Annotated in this window: 16 protein-coding genes and 1 pseudogene; 8 read left to right on the top strand and 9 right to left on the bottom strand. The window is 69.3% G+C overall.

Annotated elements, in window-relative coordinates:
* Window positions 1-27: 27 nt before the first annotated feature.
* From Q0R13_RS22500 to folD, 3 genes are read left to right on the top strand one after another with little or no spacing between them, the layout of a single operon-like run.
* On the top strand, window positions 28-1,035 hold the full coding sequence (locus Q0R13_RS22500) for a S1/P1 Nuclease (RefSeq protein ID WP_293908252.1): 1,008 nt from the start codon (window positions 28-30) through the stop codon (window positions 1,033-1,035).
* On the top strand, window positions 1,035-1,496 hold the full coding sequence (locus tag Q0R13_RS22495; protein ID WP_293908250.1) for an NUDIX domain-containing protein: 462 nt from the start codon (window positions 1,035-1,037) through the stop codon (window positions 1,494-1,496). Before Q0R13_RS22500 ends, Q0R13_RS22495 begins: the two co-directional genes overlap by 1 nt.
* A gap of 18 nt (window positions 1,497-1,514) precedes the next feature.
* Window positions 1,515-2,408 carry a bifunctional methylenetetrahydrofolate dehydrogenase/methenyltetrahydrofolate cyclohydrolase FolD gene (folD, locus tag Q0R13_RS22490; RefSeq protein ID WP_293908248.1) on the top strand — a complete coding sequence of 298 codons (894 nt, stop codon included), beginning with the start codon at window positions 1,515-1,517 and terminating at the stop codon, window positions 2,406-2,408.
* Here the strand turns inward: folD and Q0R13_RS22485 are convergent.
* Genes Q0R13_RS22485 through Q0R13_RS22470 form a run of 4 tightly spaced genes read right to left on the bottom strand, consistent with a single transcriptional unit; the run spans window position 2,405 to window position 5,953 of the window.
* A complete protein-coding gene (locus tag Q0R13_RS22485) occupies window positions 2,405-3,037 on the bottom strand; it encodes an ABC-type transport auxiliary lipoprotein family protein (protein WP_293908246.1) in 633 nt (210 codons plus the stop codon). The two genes, folD and Q0R13_RS22485, sit on opposite strands and share 4 nt — an antisense overlap.
* Window positions 3,034-3,999 (bottom strand): MlaD family protein, encoded by a 966-nt coding sequence (locus Q0R13_RS22480; protein ID WP_293908244.1) that lies wholly within the window; start codon window positions 3,997-3,999, stop codon window positions 3,034-3,036. Before Q0R13_RS22480 ends, Q0R13_RS22485 begins: the two co-directional genes overlap by 4 nt.
* Entirely contained in the window at window positions 3,999-4,829 is an 831-nt protein-coding gene (locus Q0R13_RS22475) for an ABC transporter ATP-binding protein (RefSeq protein ID WP_293908242.1), read from the bottom strand. Before Q0R13_RS22475 ends, Q0R13_RS22480 begins: the two co-directional genes overlap by 1 nt.
* Window positions 4,826-5,953: an ABC transporter permease gene (locus Q0R13_RS22470; protein ID WP_293908240.1), complete on the bottom strand. Its 1,128-nt coding sequence runs from the start codon at window positions 5,951-5,953 to the stop codon at window positions 4,826-4,828. The genes Q0R13_RS22475 and Q0R13_RS22470 overlap by 4 nt, the downstream gene beginning before the upstream one ends.
* 254 nt (window positions 5,954-6,207) lie before the next feature.
* Here Q0R13_RS22470 and Q0R13_RS22465 point away from each other — a divergent pair, with 254 nt between their 5' ends.
* On the top strand, window positions 6,208-6,519 hold the full coding sequence (locus Q0R13_RS22465; protein WP_293908238.1) for a hypothetical protein: 312 nt from the start codon (window positions 6,208-6,210) through the stop codon (window positions 6,517-6,519).
* A gap of 1 nt (window position 6,520) precedes the next feature.
* On the opposite strand, the pseudogene Q0R13_RS22460 reads toward Q0R13_RS22465, so the two are convergent.
* Window positions 6,521-6,973 (bottom strand): annotated as a pseudogene (locus Q0R13_RS22460) (methyltransferase domain-containing protein); the annotation flags it as partial.
* A gap of 312 nt (window positions 6,974-7,285) precedes the next feature.
* Between Q0R13_RS22460 and Q0R13_RS22455 the strand changes: the two are divergent.
* On the top strand, window positions 7,286-8,143 hold the full coding sequence (locus Q0R13_RS22455) for a hypothetical protein (protein ID WP_293908236.1): 858 nt from the start codon (window positions 7,286-7,288) through the stop codon (window positions 8,141-8,143).
* 23 nt (window positions 8,144-8,166) lie between these two features.
* On the opposite strand, the gene Q0R13_RS22450 is transcribed toward Q0R13_RS22455, so the two are convergent.
* From Q0R13_RS22450 to Q0R13_RS22440, 3 genes are all read right to left on the bottom strand, one after another.
* Window positions 8,167-8,895 (bottom strand): glutathione S-transferase N-terminal domain-containing protein, encoded by a 729-nt coding sequence (locus tag Q0R13_RS22450; protein ID WP_293908234.1) that lies wholly within the window; start codon window positions 8,893-8,895, stop codon window positions 8,167-8,169.
* Window positions 8,896-9,012: 117 nt separating this feature from the next.
* Entirely contained in the window at window positions 9,013-10,536 is a 1,524-nt protein-coding gene (locus Q0R13_RS22445) for a pilus assembly protein N-terminal domain-containing protein (protein ID WP_293908232.1), read from the bottom strand.
* 252 nt (window positions 10,537-10,788) lie between these two features.
* Window positions 10,789-11,421 (bottom strand): glutathione S-transferase family protein, encoded by a 633-nt coding sequence (locus Q0R13_RS22440; RefSeq protein WP_293908230.1) that lies wholly within the window; start codon window positions 11,419-11,421, stop codon window positions 10,789-10,791.
* A 143-nt stretch (window positions 11,422-11,564) separates the two neighbouring features.
* Between Q0R13_RS22440 and Q0R13_RS22435 the strand changes: the two genes are divergently transcribed.
* The 3 genes from Q0R13_RS22435 (at window position 11,565) to Q0R13_RS22425 (ending at window position 16,170) form a co-directional block, all read left to right on the top strand.
* On the top strand, window positions 11,565-13,301 hold the full coding sequence (locus Q0R13_RS22435) for an amidohydrolase family protein (protein WP_293908228.1): 1,737 nt from the start codon (window positions 11,565-11,567) through the stop codon (window positions 13,299-13,301).
* Between the two features lie 84 nt (window positions 13,302-13,385).
* On the top strand, window positions 13,386-14,390 hold the full coding sequence (locus Q0R13_RS22430; RefSeq protein WP_293908226.1) for a nitronate monooxygenase family protein: 1,005 nt from the start codon (window positions 13,386-13,388) through the stop codon (window positions 14,388-14,390).
* A 1,051-nt stretch (window positions 14,391-15,441) separates the two neighbouring features.
* On the top strand, window positions 15,442-16,170 hold the full coding sequence (locus tag Q0R13_RS22425) for a hypothetical protein (RefSeq protein ID WP_293908224.1): 729 nt from the start codon (window positions 15,442-15,444) through the stop codon (window positions 16,168-16,170).
* A gap of 510 nt (window positions 16,171-16,680) precedes the next feature.
* On the opposite strand, the gene Q0R13_RS22420 is transcribed toward Q0R13_RS22425, so the two are convergent.
* Window positions 16,681-16,809 carry a hypothetical protein gene (locus tag Q0R13_RS22420; protein WP_293908222.1) on the bottom strand — a complete coding sequence of 43 codons (129 nt, stop codon included), beginning with the start codon at window positions 16,807-16,809 and terminating at the stop codon, window positions 16,681-16,683.
* Window positions 16,810-16,958: the final 149 nt, after the last annotated feature.

Here is a 16,958-nt window from a genome sequence, read left to right as displayed (position 1 = left end):
GGCGGAGGAGTGGCGCAAACGAAGGGCATGAGACGCCCCCTCGCGCTGGCGCTGTGCGCCCTGGCCGCCGCCTTACCGTCCTCAGTGTTTGCCTGGGGCGCCACCGGCCACCGGATAGTGGGCCAGGTGGCGATCCGCGCCCTGCCGGCCGAGGTCCCGACCTTCCTGCGCACGCCCCGGGCGGTGCTGGACATCGGCGAGCTGTCGCGCGAACCCGACCGTGTGAAGGGCTCGGGCAAGCTGCACGACGCCGACCGCGATCCGGGCCACTTCATCGACCTGGACGACGACGGCAAGGTGCTGGGCGGGCCGCCGATGCTGCCGCTGGCCGCCACCCGCGCCGACTACGAGACCCAGCTGCGCGCCGCGGGCCTGGACACATGGAAGGCCGGGTACCTGCCCTATTCGATCGTCGACCGCTGGCAGCAGCTCAGCACCGACTTCGCCTATTGGCGCGTGCTGAAGGCCGCCGAGGCGAACCCGCGGTGGGCGGTCCACAAGGCCTGGTTCACCCAGGACCGCATCCGCCGCGAGGCGCTGATCCTGAAGGACGCGGGCGAGCTCAGCCACTTCGTCGGCGACGGCAGCCAGCCGCTGCACGTGACCACCCATTTCAACGGCTGGGGCGACGGGCCCAACCCCAAGGGCTATTCCAAGGCCAAGTTGCACGGCCCATTCGAAGGCGACCTTGTCCAGGCGACCGTGAAGCCGGCGGCCGTGGCGGCCAAGGTCGCGCCGCTCAGGATCTGCAACTGCGCCATCGAGCAGCGGGTCTCGACCTATCTGGCGGCGACCGGCCGGCAGGTGATCGCGTTCTATGAGATGGAGAAGGCCGGCGGCATGGCGCCGGGCGATCCCCGCGGCACGGCCTTCGCCGTCGAGCGCATCGCGGTCGGGGCCTCGGAGCTGCGCGACCTGATCGTCGAGGCCTGGCGGGCCAGCGCCACGCGCACCATCGGCTGGAAGCCGGTGGCGGTGCAGGACGTGCTGGCTGGCAAGGTCGATCCCTATCCGGCGCTCTACGGGATCGACTGATGACCACGCCCCAGTTCGGCGAGGCGCAGGCGGGGCGGACCTATCCGGACCGTCCGGCCGCCTTCGCGGTGATCGAGCGTGACGGCCTGCTGGCCCTGGTCCAGGTGGAGCGCCAGGGTCGCGGCCTGGTGCTCGACCTGCCGGGCGGCGGCATCGATCCGGGTGAGACGGAGGCCGAGGCGGCGATCCGGGAATGCGGCGAAGAAGCCGGGCTGGTGGTGGCGCTGGACGTCGCGCCATTCGTGCGAGCCGACCACTACTTCCTGCACAACGACGGCGTCGTGCGGAACACCCGCGGGGCCTTCTTCGTCGGTCGGGTCACCGACGAGGATGCCAGTCTGAAGATCGAGCACGACCATACCCTGGTCTGGCTGGCGCCTGATGAAGCGGTCGTCCGGCTGGACCGCGAGGCGCACGCCTGGGCGGTGGCCGCATGGCTGCGATTGCGCGCGCGCGGCTGAGGCGCTAGCAGCGCGGCCATGAGCGCGCAAATCATCGACGGCCGAATCCATGCGGAGCGGCTGCGCGCCGAGGTGGGCGCCGAGGTGGCCCTGCTGCGCGCAGAGCATGGCCTGCAGCCCGGCCTGGCCGTGGTGCTCGTGGGCGAGGACCCGGCTTCCCTGGGCTATGTGAAGTCCAAGGGCGAGCAGGCCCTGGCCGCCGGCATGCATTCCGTCACCCACCGTCTGCCGGCCGACACCCGGCAGGACGAGATGATCCGGCTGGTGGCCGACCTCGACGCCGATCCGTTGATCCACGGCATCCTGGTGCAGCTGCCGCTGCCCAAGCACCTCGACGAGAACGCGGTGATCGCCGCCATCAGCCCCGACAAGGATGTCGACGGCCTGAGCGTGGCCAACGCCGGGCGGCTGGTGGCGGGACTGCCGGCGCTGGTGGCCTGCACGCCCACCGGCTGCCTGATCCTGCTGAAGGCAACCCTGGGCGACCTGACCGGCAAGCGCGCCGTGGTGGTGGGCCGCTCGCTGCTGGTGGGCAAGCCGATCGCCCAGCTGCTGCTGGCCGCCGACTGCACGGTGACCATGGCCCATTCGCGCACCGTTGACCTGCCGGCGGTTTGTCGCGAGGCTGACATCCTGGTGGCCGCCGTCGGCCGTCCGCGGATGATCCGCGGCGACTGGATCAAGCCCGGCGCCTGCGTGATCGACGTCGGCATCAACCGCGTGCCCTTCGACCATCCTGAGCAGGCCGCGGCCGGCAAGACCAAGATCGTCGGCGACGTGAACTACAAGGAAGCCCTCGAGGTAGCCGGCTGGGTCACCCCCGCGCCGGGCGGCGTCGGCCCGATGACCGTGGCCGTGCTGCTGCACAACACGGTGCTGGCGGCGAAGCGTCAGGCGGGGCTCGAAATTTAGGCCGGCTTCGCCTGTTCGTTGGTCCAGGCCACCACGTCCTTCAGCACGCCTGCCACGGCCTGGTCATAGGCGGGCACGATGGCGCTGACCCGGTTGTCGACGGCGGTGACCTGTTTCTCGAAAATCTTCTCGACGACGGCGTTGCGGTCGGTCCCGCGGGTCATGGCGGCGCGCACGCGGACGACGACCGTGGGCGCGGCCTTGGGGCCGTGGTCGTAGCGTGCCTCGAAGTTGCGCACGTCCAGGCGCAGGATGTAGGCGGCCGAGCCCGGCTCGCCGCGGGAGATTATCCGCGCGGGGCCCGGATCGGCGTCGAATGCCGCCAGCACCGCCTCGTCCCACAGCACGGCCGCCGGGGCGACCCAGCGGGTGTCTGCGACATAGGCCGCCTTGCCCTCGGTGAAGGTCAGGATGCGGTCGCCGGCCGACTCCCGCTGGAAAACCGCATTGGTGCGGAAGACACCCACCTGGCCGGGCGCGGCGGTGACCGCCTCGGCGCCAGCCGGCATGCCGAAGCGGTAGAGGTCGGCGGGCTTGGTCTTTGGCAGCAGCGAGACGCAGGCCGTCAGCGCGAGGGCCGTGGCGGCGATGGCGACCGGGCGAAGGAGCGGGGCAGGGGAGCGCGTCATTGGGGCACCTTCACCTCTTTGGCCTTGGCCTTGCCCAGCGTGCCGGTGGGACTGGCTTCGATCTCGTTGACCAGCCGGTCCAGCGACTCGGCGGCGGTCTGCAACTGGACCACGGCGGCCGTCACCTGCGGCAGGCCGTTGGTTGCGAAGTCTGCGGTGGGGCCCTGCAGTCGCCCGACCATGCCGCGGGCGTCCGCGGCGGCGGCTTTGACCTCTTCCGAGGCGTCGGCGAGGTTCTTCACCGCCCGCTTGCCGTCGCCCTCGACCAGTTCGCGGCTGGAGTGCGACAGGGCGGTGACCTCGACGATCGCCGCGTCGGCGTGCTGGATGGCGGTCTGGGCGTCGGCGATGATCGCCTTGCGTTCGCGCAACTCCGCGGTCACCGCCTGGGCGTCGGAAAGCGCCGCCGAGAAGGTCTTGATGTTCTGGTCGGACAGCACCTCGTTCACCCGGTGCAGCGCCTCGATGGTGCTGGTCAGCACGGTGCCGCCGCCCTCCAGCAGGTCGGAGATCGCGCTCCGCTGGCTGTGCAGGATGGGAATGCACTGCCGGCCCAGGCCCATCCGGTCGCAGCGGGCCTGGTCGGCCTCCTTCAGCAGCGGCTTGGTGCCGGTGCCGGCACTGATCTGCACATAGTTCAGGCCGGTGATGCCCTGGGGCTCCAGGGTGGCGAAGCTGTCGGTGCGGATCGGCACGTCCTGGGTCACCTTCACTCGCGCGATGACATTGGCCTGGTTGGTCTTGTCCAGGGCGATCTTGGTGACCTCGCCCACCTTGATGCCGTTGAAGTGGACCTCGCCGCCCTCGTTCAGGCCGCGCACGGGCCCGGCGAAGACGATGTCGTAGAGGTCGTATTCGGCGTTGATCCGCAGGCGCGCCAGCCAGACGACGAACACCACCAGGGCGACCGTCAGGATCAGGGTGGAAAGCCCCACCAGGGCGTAGTTGGCGTTCTTTTCCATCAGTCGTCCGTTCCGGTCCGCGCCGCGCGCGCGGCGCGGCCTCGCGGTCCCATGAAATATTCCCGGATCCAGGGGTGATCCGAATGTTCGAGTTCGCGCACCGGCGCGGTCGCCACCACCTTGCGGTCGGCCAGGACGGCGACGCGGTCGGTGATCTGGTAGAGGGAATCGAGGTCGTGGGTGATCATGAACACGGTCAGGTCCAGGCTCTTGGCAAGGTCGTCGATCAACTCATCGAAGCCGGCCGCCCCGATCGGGTCCAGGCCGGAGGTGGGCTCGTCGAGGAACAGCAGCTCCGGGTCCAGGGCCAGGGCGCGGGCCAGGCCGGCGCGCTTGCGCATGCCGCCCGACAGCTCCGCCGGCTTCAGCGACCCCGCCTCGGCCCGCAGCCCCACCATGGCGATCTTCAGGTCGGAGAGCTCCAGGGCGTCCTTGCGCGACAGGCCGGTGTGTTCGAACATCGGCGCGGCGACGTTCTCGCGCACGGTGAGGTTGGAAAACAGCGCCCCGCCCTGGAACAGCACGCCCCACGAGCGTTCCAGCGCCCCCCAGCTGCGCCGCGAGGCCCGCTGCAGCTCCTGGCCGAATACCTTGACCGTGCCCTTGTCGGGGTTACGCAGGCCGATGATGGTGTTGAGCAGCACGGACTTGCCGGTCCCGGACCCGCCGACGACGCCCATCACCTCGCCACGCTTGACCGTGAGGTCGAGGTCCTCGTGCACCACGTGCTCGCCGAAGGCCGAGCAGAGGCCGCGCACCTCGATGGCGGGGCCCGTCTGATCCAGCAGCTCCTCGTCGGAGAGCGTCTTCTCGTCACGGACGTCGGTCATATGTTGAGCTGCATGTAGACGAGGGCGAAGGCGGCATCGATCATGATCACCGAGAAGACGGAGTGGACCACCGCGGTGGTGACGCGCCGGCCGAGGCTTTCGACGTCGCCGCCCACCAGCAGGCCCTGACGGCAGCCGATGCCGGCGACCACGGCGGCCATCACCGGCGCCTTGGAGAGCGCGATCAGGAAGTGGGTGACGCCCACGTTGTCGACGATCCGCTGCAGGAAGAAGGTCGGACCCAGCCCCAGCACCGACCAGGTCACCGCCAGGCCGCCCAGCAGGCCCGCCAGGGTGGCCACGAAGGTCAGCAGCGGGATGGTCAGCAGCAGGGCGATGAAGCGCGGCAGCACCAGGGCCTCGAACGCATCGACGCCCATCACCTGCATGGCGTCGATCTCCTGGGTCATCTTCATCGACCCAAGCTCGGCGGCGAAGGCGGAGGCGGAGCGGCCGGACAACAGCACCGCGGTGATGACGATATTGAACTCCCGCAGCACCGCCACGCCGATCAGTTCCACGGCGAACACCTCGGCCCCGAACTGCCGCAGCATGTTGACGCCCAGCAGCGCGACCACGGCCCCGATGAAGAAGGTCGTCAGCGCCACGATCGGGATGGCGTCGAGGCCGGCCTGCTCCATCTGCAGGAAGATGGGCGCCCAGCGGATCTTGCGTGGCGCGACGACCAGATTGACCAGGGCCTGGACCGAAACCACCAGCAGGTGCCCGAGGAAGCCCATGGTCGACAGGAACTCGAGCCCCAGGTCGATCACCCCCTTGCCGATGCGGATGGTCAGCTGGTGGAAACCCTGGGGCTGGGGGCGGAGCACCGGCTGGACGCGCACCGCATTGTCCACAAGCTCGAGCAGTCGTTTCGATTCCGGCCGCGCGACCACGCGCTCCAGGTCGAAGTCCTGGCCGACCGCCCGGATCAGGGCGAAGGCGCCGGCGGTGTCCATCCGCCGGACCTGGGTGAGGTCGAAGGTCACGTCGCTCCGGCCGCGCAACGTCAGGCGGAGGTCTTTGGCGACCGCGCCGAGCAGGTTGGTGGTCCAGTCGCCGCTCAGCATCGCCTTGGGGCGATCCGTTTCGGCCTCCATCTGGAACTTGGCGGGTTTCTCCATACGGACCTTGTCCCGGCGCGCGGCGCGGCTGTCCAGCCTTCGCGTGCGGGGTTCGTCCTCCCTCGTGCCACGGCGCCTCGAGGACACCGACCCGGGGGCCTAACGCCCACATGGCAAAGGTTGTTCCGCCCCCAAATACGATGGGTCCGGTTGGGGCCAAAGCCAAGCTCGGCCAAGATTTGGTCCAACTACGCCGGGTAAGCATCGGCGAAGTCCTGTAGGACGCATGGACCTACGTAGGAGTGGAGCTGAGAGTGACCCGCACGATCGATCTCGCCGGGGCTTCCGGCGCCCGTTATCGCTACACCCCGATGGACGAGAACCGCTTCCTGCCGCCGGCTGGAGCCAACTACGTCATCGCCGAGCTGACCGACGAGGCCCTGAACGTCGTGTTCGCCGGGGAGACCGACAACCTGGCCAGCCAGAGCTGGCGGGCCGACCTGGAGAAGGCGCGGCGCAAATACGCCGCCGCGACCGTGTTGACCCGGCTCAACGTCACCCGCGCGGTGCGCGAGGCCGAACGGCGCGACCTGATCGACAACTATCACCCGCCGTTGAACGGTTAGATCACTCGGGCCGACGGTAGAAGCAGGCGGTGGCGTCGCTGGGGAGCAGACGCAGCAACGGGTAGACCGCGACGGAAAAGGCGAAGCTGGCGACCGACATCGCCAGCGACATGTTGCGTACGGTTCGAATGCGGCTCCACAACCCCGCCAGTTCGATCGTCGCGAGGCGCAGTCTGCCTATGGGGGCAAGTCCGGCCTGCGCCGTCACGCGGTCGAGGAGGGCCGGCGTGAAGTACCAGACATGTGGCGACGGAAGGCCACGCTGCCAGAGCCGGTGGTACGGCCCGGCGAAGCCCAGGCGATCCAGCGCCGCCGCCGTACGAAAGTAGAAACCTCGCTTATCGGGACAGCTGAGGCATGGGGTCCCGCCCGGCGCGAGCCGCTCGAAGGCGGCCGCGAGGGCGTCAGCCATGGCCGGGATGTGCTCCAGGACGTCGTTGAAGACGATGACGTCGAACCGTTCGTCTACCTCAAGCCGTCAGGGAAAAAGCCGTGGCGCACCCGTGCGCCGCCCTGCCGCACGGCGCGCAGCACATTCGCCTCTGGTTCGATGCCCTCCGCCTGGAAGCCGGCCGCCGTCGCCCGGGCGAGCAGGAAGCCTGGTCCGCTGCCGACATCGAGAAAACGAACGCCGGCTGGCGGAAGGAGCCCGAGCCATTCCAGGATGCGGGCAGTGTTGCGATAACGCAGCGTGGCAAGGCGACACCCAGCAGAGCGTGCGCACTTCTGTCATAGTGCTGTCCAACTCCCTCGCGAGGGTCGCCCGATGGCTTCCGAACCGGACGACAACCCTTTCGCCCGCAACAGCGTCTGGCCGAAGATGCCCCAGGCGCCGTTCCGCGTCGGGCCGTTGCCCAAGGTCGATCTGAGCCGGCCGGCCGAGCCTCAGCCCGCGCCCCCCGAGCCGGCGCAACGCACGATCACCCCGCTGGTCGTGCGACCGATGGGGCCCACGATGGGGGGAAGCCTCGCCGGCGGCGCGATTCCGCGCTCGGCGGCCGGGTCCGCGCCCGAGGTCACGCCCGAGCCGCGCCCAGACCCTGCGCCGGCGCCCGTCGAGGTGACGCCCCACCCGCCAGCCGCGCCGCCATACGTGGAGCTGGCCGAGCTGGTCGTCTCGCCACGCCCGTCGTCGCGGCCGAAGGTTCGCCGGCGGTCCCGGCTGCCCGCCGTCGCGGCGACGGTGGTGGGGCTCGGGGGTCTGGCCGGCCTCGCCTACCTGCTTGTCAGCCGCGGCGGGCCGGCCGCGCCGAACGCCGCGCTCGCGCCGACGGCAGTGGCTCCGATGGCGGTGGTGGCTCCGGTGGTGGCTGTCGCTCCGCCTGCGATCCCCGCATCGCCCGGCGTGGCGGCGGCCAAGGCTCAGGGCCCGGCGCGGGCGTCAGCGGCGCCGCCGGTTGCGGTGAAGCCCGCCGCGGTTCGCTCTGTCTCGCCCGCCGCGCCGCCGCCCACGCGCCGCCTCAGCCTGCCGTCCGATGCGGCGGCGGCCACGGAGGAGGCGATCAACGCCCCGGTGCTGACCCTGCCGGCCGCCGCGCCAGCGCCGTCGTCGCAGCCGTCCTACCGTCCGCCGTCCGCGCCCGACCCCACGGCGCCGGTCACCACCCAGCGGCCCTACGGTTAGCCGCGCTCGAGCGGGGGGTTCGCTCAGCTGGCCGGCGCGGGCCGGGCGCGCTGGTTGTAGAGCAGCTTGCGGCGGCGGGCCTGTTCCTCGGGGCTGAGGGTGGCCGGGTCCTCCACCGGGCCGGCTGTGACGGCCATGCCCTTCACCACCGGCGGGCGCGCCGAGAGTTCCTCGAACCAGCGCTTGAAATATTTGAACTCGTCGAGGTCGATGCCCTGCAGCTTCCAACTGGCGGTCCACGGGTAGCAGATCATGTCGGCGATCGTGTACGCGCCGCCGGCCACATAGGGACGGTCGTAGAGGCGGTTGTTCAGCACCCCGTACATGCGGTGGACCTCGTCGGCGAAGCGGCGGTTGGCATAGGACTGGTCGCCCTCGCTCTCGGGCACGCGGCTGAAGTGGCCGCGCTCGCCGGTCTTGGGGCCCTGGTTGGCCATCTGCCACATCACCCATTGGGTGACCTCGTACTTGGCGCGGACGTCGTCCTGGGGCCAGAAGCGCCCTTCCTTCTCGGCGACGTACAGCATGATCGCGCCGCTCTCGAAGACGCCGATCGAGTCGCCGCCGCCCTTCGGCGCATGGTCGACCAGGGCCGGCTTGCGGTTGTTGGGGCTGATCTTGAGGAAGGTCTCCGCGAACTGGTCGCCGCGGCCGATGTTGGCGGGGACGATGGTGTAGGGCACGCCCAACTCCTCCAGCAGGATCGTCACCTTCTTGCCGTTCGGCGTGGGCCAGTAGTGGAGGTCGTACATCGGGCGTCTCCCTGTCTCGCTTGCCGCAAGCTTAGGCTCCCAGGCGTGTCGGCCTCAAGTCGACAAAAGCTGGGGGACGACCCAGGAAAACGCCGGCCGGAAGGATTGCGGTCGGCGTCAGGCGGCCTCGGTCGGCGGCGGCCCTCGGGGACGCGCGGCGCCGGCGAGCTGCCGGGTCCAGCCCTCGACGACCTCCCAGCCCCGTCGTGACGCCTCCAGGGCCCCGTGCGCCACGGCGGCGACCCGGGTCACGACCGCCCGGACCAGCGGCGACCTCGGGCCGAGCTTGGGCGACACGCTCTTCGACCGGGGCGGCGCCACCGCCGGCGTCAGCATCGCCCCCTCGTCCGGAGCGGCCCCGTCCAGGTTCGGCCCGTTGACCAGCCGCACGGTCACGATCACGGCCAGTTCCAGTCGCTGGCCGCGTCCCCGCCGGGCGCCGAACAGCCGGCCCACCCCCGGCAGCTCCGCGGCCCACGGCGTCCGCTCGGCGGCGATCTCGTGGGAGTCCTGGAACAGGCCGGCCAGCAGGAAGGTCTCGCCGTCGCGCAGGTCGACGGTGGTCGCCGCGCGTCGCGTGCTGAGCGCCGGGACGTTGAAATTCTGCAGCTGCAGGCTGTTGCGCGGGTCCAGGGCGCTGACCTCCGAGGTCAGCCGCAGCCGGATCAGGCCGTTGGCCTGCACCGTCGGCTGGAACGCGATCATCGTCCCGTAGGGCCGGAACTGGATGGTCAGCTGGCCGTCGTCGGACGGCACGGGATAGGGGAACTCCCCGCCCGCCAGGAAGCTGGCCGTCTCGCCCGACAGCGCCAGCAGCTCTGGGCGGGCCAGCACCTGCGTCGCCCCGCGTCTCTCCAGCGCCCGCAGGCTCGCGGCCAGGTCGAGGCCGATGGCATGGCCGCTGATCTGCGCGGTCGACTGCGGCACCTCGGCGCCCAACAGTCCGGTCCCCGACGCCAGCGCGAGGTGGCGACCCGTGGCGCTTAGGTCGACGCCGATGTCGCGCAGATCGTCCTCGCTGGCCTCGACCAGCCGCACGTCCAGCATCACCTGGCTGGGTTGCACGTCCAGCAGGGACAGCACGGCGCCCGGCGCGGCGCGCTCTGCCAGGTCCTGCGCTGTTGCCGCGGCCTCCGAGGTCGAGACGGCGCCGCGCAGCAGCAGGCCGGTGTTGAGCGTCTCCACGGTGATCGGCTCGTCGGGCAGGGCGGCGCGCAGGTCGATCTCCAGCTGCGCCCCGTCGTAGCCGACCTCCACATTGACTACCTGCAGCAGCGCCGCGCCGGGGCCGTAGATCAGCAGGTTGGTGGCGCCGACCGTCTGGCCCATCACGTAGAGGCTGTGCGGCCCGGCCGCCGCCACCCGGGCCGTCTCGGGCTGGGCCACCACCACCTTGGTGACGCCGCTGGCCAGCACCAGGGGGGCCGACTTGCCCACGGCAACATGGATGATGGTGGTCGCCCCGGCCTCGGCGGGCAGGACGTCAGCGGCGGCCGGCTGCACGCTCAGCACGGCCAGGGCGGCGGCGAGCACGGCGGCGCGACCCCGGCCGTCGGCCAGGGCCCGGAGCCCCGCGGCGCGGGCTCTCGCAAGGATGCTCGACAGTCGCATCAGGACCGAACCGGTCGCCGTCTCCGCCAAAGGTGCGACATCCTGCCATGCGGCCCCCTGGATTGCCGGTAACGGACGTGGTTAACGCGCGGTAGGATTCGAGGCGGACTGTCGCCCGGATCGGCGGCGAGATCGGACAGTTTAATAACATTATGATATTACAATAAATAATTGAAATACATACAATAAATACGTTTCTATTAATGCAATGTCTCAAGCCGCCAGGCGACGTTGGCGGATCGTCGCGGCCCGACGCGTCGCAAGCCGAACCGTGAAGAGCGGTCAGGTGTCTGGGGGGCTGACGAAGAACGGCTGGACCACCGCCTGGACGTCGGGGAGCGCCTCGAAGTCGGCGGCGTGGGCGGCCAGCGCGGGCCAGCGGACAGCGTCGAACACGTCCGGGTGAGCCTCGCCGACGAACCGCAGGACGCAGGCCACGGCGATATCCGCATGGCCGATCCGCTCGCCGAACCACCAGGCGCCGCGGCCCGCGCGGTCGGCCTCCAGCACGTCCAGCACCGCGGCGATCTGGGCCCGGCAGCGGTCGACCCAGGCTGGGGTGGCGCGGTCGTGGATCACGCGCTCATAGACCAGGCTGATGGCCTTGTCGGCCAGGCCCGAAGCCAGGCCGCAGACATTCAGCGCGGCCCGGCGCTCAGGACCCGAAGCGGCGATCAGCGCCCGTTCCGGTCCGGCCAGCTCATCCAGCCAGTCGAGGATCGCGCCGCTCTCCACCAGGACCTCGCCGTCGTCGGCGACTAGGGTCGGCACCCGGCGCAGGGGATTGAACGCCGCCAGCCGGTCGGCGTCGCCGAACACCGACCAGGGCCGATGCTCATAGGCCATCCCGTAGAGTCTGAGCGCCACCGCCACCCGGCGCACGAACGGGCTGTCATACTGGCCGATCAGGATCATCGCGCGGTCCCCCCTGTTTCCTTCGCCAGATAGGGGAAGCCCGCGCGGCGCGATAGGCGGCGCGGGGCTTGACGTCCCCGACGTCGTTGATCTCTGGATCCAGGTGACCCGCGCTGCCGTCGGGCCAAACGAGAGGACAGCACATGTCGCAAGCCGATCTGGTCATCAGGGGCGGCCTGGTGTTCGACGGCCGGGGCGGCGCGCCGGTCCAGGCTGACGTCGCCATCACCGGCGACCGGATCGTGGCCGTGGGGACGGTCGCCGAACGCGGCCGCGAGGAGATCGACGCCACCGGCCTGATCGTCACCCCCGGTTGGGTCGACATCCACACCCACTACGATGGCCAGATCACCTGGGACTCGCGGATGACCCCGTCCTCGACGCTGGGGGCCACTACGGTGGTCGCCGGCAACTGCGGGGTCGGCTTCGCCCCGGTCCGGCCGCAGGACCGCGACACCCTGATCCGGCTGATGGAGGGGGTCGAGGATATCCCCGGCGCGGCGCTGCACGCCGGCCTCTCCTGGAACTGGGAGAGCTTTGCCGAATACATGGACGCGGTGGACGAGTTGCCGCACGACATCGACGTCGCGGTGCAGGTCCCGCACGGCGCGCTGCGGGTCTATGTGATGGGCGAGCGCGGCGCCAACCGCGACCCGGCTACCGCGGACGAGAACGCCCGCATGCGCGAGCTGACCCGCGACGCCATCCGGGCCGGCGCGCTCGGCTTCTCCACCACGCGGACCATGGTCCACCGCACCGCCGACGGCGACCTCACCCCCACCCTGGGCGCGGCGCGGGCCGAGATGGAGGCGATCGCCGGTGGCCTGGCCGACGCTGGGTCCGGGGTGCTGCAATGGGTCAGCGACTTCTCCGACATGGAGGGCGAATTCCAGCTGATCCGCGACCTCACCCGCATCGCCGGTCAGCCGCTCAGCTTCTCGATGGTCCAGGCCGACGTGGTCCCCGACCAATGGCGCGAACTGACGCGGCGCCTGGACGAGGCCGCCGCCGAGGGCTTCCCGATCAAGGCCCAGGTGGCCGGACGGCCGGTGGGGCTGATGCTGGGCCTGCAGGGCTCGGCCCACCCATTCATCAGCCGGCCCGCCTACCGCGAGATCGCCGACCTGCCGCTGGCTGAGAAGGTCGCCGCCATGCGCGACCAGGCCTTCCGCGCCCGCCTCATCGGCGAGAAGCCCGAGAAGGGCCACCCGTTCATCAACTCGCTCGCCGGCGCCCACCACAAGATGTACGCGATCGAGGGCGAGATCGACTACGAGCCCGATCCCGCCACCAGCCTGGGCGCGCGGGGCAAGGCCCTGGGGATCAATCCCGACGAGCTGCTCTACGACGCCATGCTGGCCGATGAGGGCCGCGCCTTCCTGTTCTTCCCGATGCACAACTACGTCGAGGGCAGCCTGGAGAACGTCCGCGCCATGCTGGCCAACCCCAACACCCTGTCGGGCCTCTCCGACGGCGGCGCTCATGTCGGCGCGATCTGCGACGTCAGCCTGCCCACCTTCATGCTCAGCTACTGGTGTCGCGACCGCACCCGGGGCCTACGCTTCGACCTCGCCGAGACCATCCGCGGCCAGACCAAGGACACTGCCGACGCGGTGGGCCTGAACGACCGGGGCGTGGTCGCGCCGGGCTACCTGGCCGACCTCAACGTGATCGACTTCGACCGGCTGAAGCTGAACGTCCCCTACATGGTCTACGACCTGCCCACCGCCGCGCGCCGGCTGATGCAGGACGCGCAGGGCTATGTGGCGACCATCAAGTCCGGCCAGGTGATCTACCGCGAGGGCCAGGCGACCGGCGCCCTGCCGGGTCGGCTGATCCGCGGCCGACAATCCGCGCCGCAACGGCTGGCGGCCGAGTAGAGCCCTGCCGGAGCCGGCCGCCAGGCGCTTGCTGACGCCGGTCTGCACGTCCAAAAGTCTGACAAACCTCTCGGGAGACCCTCCATGAAGACCCGCATCACCGAACTCTTCGGCATCGAGCATCCGATCATCCAGGGCGGGATGCACTATGTGGGCTTCGCCGAGATGGCGGCCGCGGTCTCCAACGCCGGCGGCCTGGGCCTGATCACCGGCCTGACCCAGGGCACGCCCGAGAACCTCACCAAGGAGATCGCCCGCTGCCGGGAGATGACCGACAAGCCGTTCGGCGTGAACCTGACCTTCCTGCCGTCGGTCAATCCCCCGGACTACCCGGGCTTCATGGATGCGATCATCAAGGGCGGGATCAAGATCGTCGAGACTGCCGGCAACAATCCGCAGAAGTACATGCCGGCCCTCAAGGCGGCGGGGATCAAGGTGATCCACAAGTGCACCTCGGTCCGCCACTCGCTGAAGGCCGAGACGGTGGGCGTCGATGCGGTCAGCGTCGATGGTTTCGAGTGCGGGGGGCACCCGGGCGAGGACGACGTGCCCAACTTCATCCTGCTGCCCCGCGCCGGCGAGGAGCTGACGATCCCCTTCGTCGCGTCCGGCGGTATGGCGGACGGCCGCTCGCTGGTGGCGGCGCTGGCCATGGGCGCCGAGGGCATGAACATGGGCACCCGCTTCATCGCCACCCAGGACGCGCCGGTGCACCAGCACGTCAAGGACGCCCTGGTCGCGGCCAGCGAACTGGACACCCGGCTGATCATGCGCCCCCTGCGCAACACCGAACGCGTGCTGACCAACGCCGGCGTCGAGCGCCTGCTGGAAAAGGAACGCACCCTGGGCGCCGCGATCACCTTCGCCGACATCGCCCCCGAGGTGGCCGGGGTCTATCCGCTGATCTTCCGCGACGGCCAGATGGACGCCGGCGGCTGGAGCTGCGGCATGGTCGCCGGCCTGATCCACGACATCCCGACCGTCAAGGACCTCATCGACCGCATCATGGCCGAAGCCGAGTCGCTGATCGCCGAACGCCTGGCGGGCTTCCTGGGGCAGCGGGCGGGGGCGCGACTGGAGACGGCGTAGGGGCCGGCGTCGCGACGGCGGATTCAGTGCATTTCATAGAGAGGCGCGGATGGAGGAACCGCTTTCAGAGCACCCGTATCCGCCACCAGACTATGCCCGCTATCGCAGGCGTAAGGTCTGGCTGACAACGCGAGAACGGGTCCTTCAGCGCGACAGCCGCCGCTGCTTTCGGTGTGCCGGCCCGGCTGAGGTGGTGCACCATCGGAGCTATGCGCCCGACGTAATAGTAGGAGCGGCCGACGAATGGCTCATCTCGCTCTGTCACGGATGTCATGAAAATGTTGAGTTCGATGACGCGGGCTTCCGCCGTTCGTGGCTCGAGAAAGAGCGCTCGCTAATCACACCCGACCGGGGAACCGATATTCCCGAGCCTGCTGTCGATCTCAGGCGGCGGAGCACTCCCAGGCCCGCAGGTTGGGAGCGCATGACGAAGCTGCGGCAGCAGGCTTGGAACCAGCGGGCTGCGCACCTGATCAAAGAACGTCGGAAACGCAATCCGAGCTCAGATTGGTATGCGACCCGTGCTGAAGCGGAAACCGCAGCGTTCGAGATTCTTGGAGCGGTGCCCCGGCATGCCATCATGCTTTCGCGACCACTGGGTCCTGCTTAGCCTCGCTCTGCTAACCCAAGGCGCCCAGTTGTATGGCAACTCAACTTGTCTGACTTTGGGACTCAACCCGGGGCGGGCGAAGTCGCAGTTCGAGTCGCTCGCTAACAGTGACGGTCTGCTGACTGCCCTAGATCGGCAGCAGATGGAGGCGGTCGCCATCTGGAATCGTCCGAAACTCGCGCGGCGAAACAAAGAACCTGTGACTTTCTCGTTGTAGACGAGTGGCTCCCCTTGCCTCAATCGCTCGGTGATCAGGCGCGCCAGTTCCTCTTTGTTGCGCGCCTGCCAACCCTTGCCGCTGGTGCTAAGGCGCTGGGCCATGGCGGCGTCGAGGCGGATCGAACAGCCGATATGCTGCCCCGTGAAAGCACGGCCGGCCGGTTTGAAGGTTCGCGAATCGGCCTGAAGCTTTAGCCTTCAGCCATCCTTCGAGAGGGTCAGATGGGACACGCCGCTGCAAACCTAGTCGCCAGGCTTGAAGATCACGAGGCGTCGCCGACGCGAGACGAAGTGATCTCCCGATATCGCCGGATGCGGGCGATCAGCCGCGCTCACACCTCGGCGGCCACGGACCGCCTGCCTCGCGATGCGATCCTGCGGCAGGCTCGAAGGCTGGGCCTCGCCCACGGCCGGACCTTCGTCGTCGATGACTTCGCCGACCTGGTCTACGCGCTCGACCTCACCGTCTACACGACAGCCCCGGACCGCCTGAGCGGGATCGAGCGCTACAGCCGGTCCGCCAAGGTTGCGGCGGGTTCGGACGAGGCCCTTGTGCTCCAGGCGATGCGCAGCGCCCGCTTCAGTATCCTCCAGATCGAGGGCCGGGGCCCGGTCGCGGGCCTGATCGCGAAAGATGCTGTCCGAGACGCCGACCTATGGCTGATGGACGAAGGCATGGAGGCGTCGCTGCCCGCAGGCGCAGTGATCGCCACGCGCATCTACCAGGTTGGCTATTTCTGGATGACGGCGGGCGTCTTCGTCATGCTCGAACCCGAGATCCTCGCCGAGGCGATCGCGTCCGTACCCTGCCTCGCCCGCAGGACGCCGGCAGAGGCCATCGACGACCGCCGCTTCGCCGAGGCGATCTATCGCGCGGCCCTGCTGGACGGCGCGACCAGCAGGGCGCGATATCAGGATGTGCCGGACGAGGTTTCCCGCCCCGGTGTTTGACGATCTGCCAGGGCCGGCAGCCGCGCACTGATCGCCTTCCGTCGTCACATGGACGAAAAGCGTCGAGGCCTAGCGAGGGCGGTCGCAGCGCCCCAGACGACAGCAAAGAATGGTGGATGCGACAGGGATTGAACCTGTGACCCCCTCGGTGTGAACGAGGTGAGTTCTACGGCCTCCCCTCGGCACTGGTCCCATCGCCACCCAGATATTCGCGATCCGTTCACGCCCATGTGCCGCGTTTCTGGGTGGTTCCTGGGTGGTGCCTAACCTCGGGGCGGCCAGTCTTTCGCCTCGTGGGCGGCAAGCAATTCCGGGTTCTTCAGCACGAGGCGGCCGAAACGTTCGAAGTACGTGGTGCGGGTCTGCGGACCGTCATTGTAGAGATGCAAGTGCGGCGTCGTGCTGACCCCAAATGTCGTCAAACTTCTTCGGGTTGGACTTGAAGGTGACCGCCTGGGGCAGGAAGTCCGCATAGTTGACATGGGCCAGCGACGTTACGCCCAGCGGCTTCTATCGGCGCTTCACGGGCAGGTAGCCGTGCTTCAGCGTGGGGTGGGGCAGCGCCACGTAGGCGTAGGGCATCCAATAGCGGAAGTAGCCCCGTTGGTTGCTCAGGCGGCTTGCTTGGATTGGTGTCATTTTCGAACGCCCTCGCCGCGCTCGCTTGGTGATCCGGCCTGTGGTGGCCGTAATGCTTCTCCAAAGTCGCTAGGCTCATGCCGAGGTAGCCAGCGGCTTCCCACGCATCGACGCCGCCCTCCATAAGCCAAGTCGCGGCAGTATGGCGC

Origin of the sequence: Phenylobacterium sp. (assembly GCF_025351295.1) — a bacterium.
In the GTDB taxonomy this organism is placed as follows: domain Bacteria; phylum Pseudomonadota; class Alphaproteobacteria; order Caulobacterales; family Caulobacteraceae; genus Phenylobacterium.
Note: the sequence above shows the minus strand (reverse complement) of the source record. Positions and strands in the feature narration are given on the sequence as shown.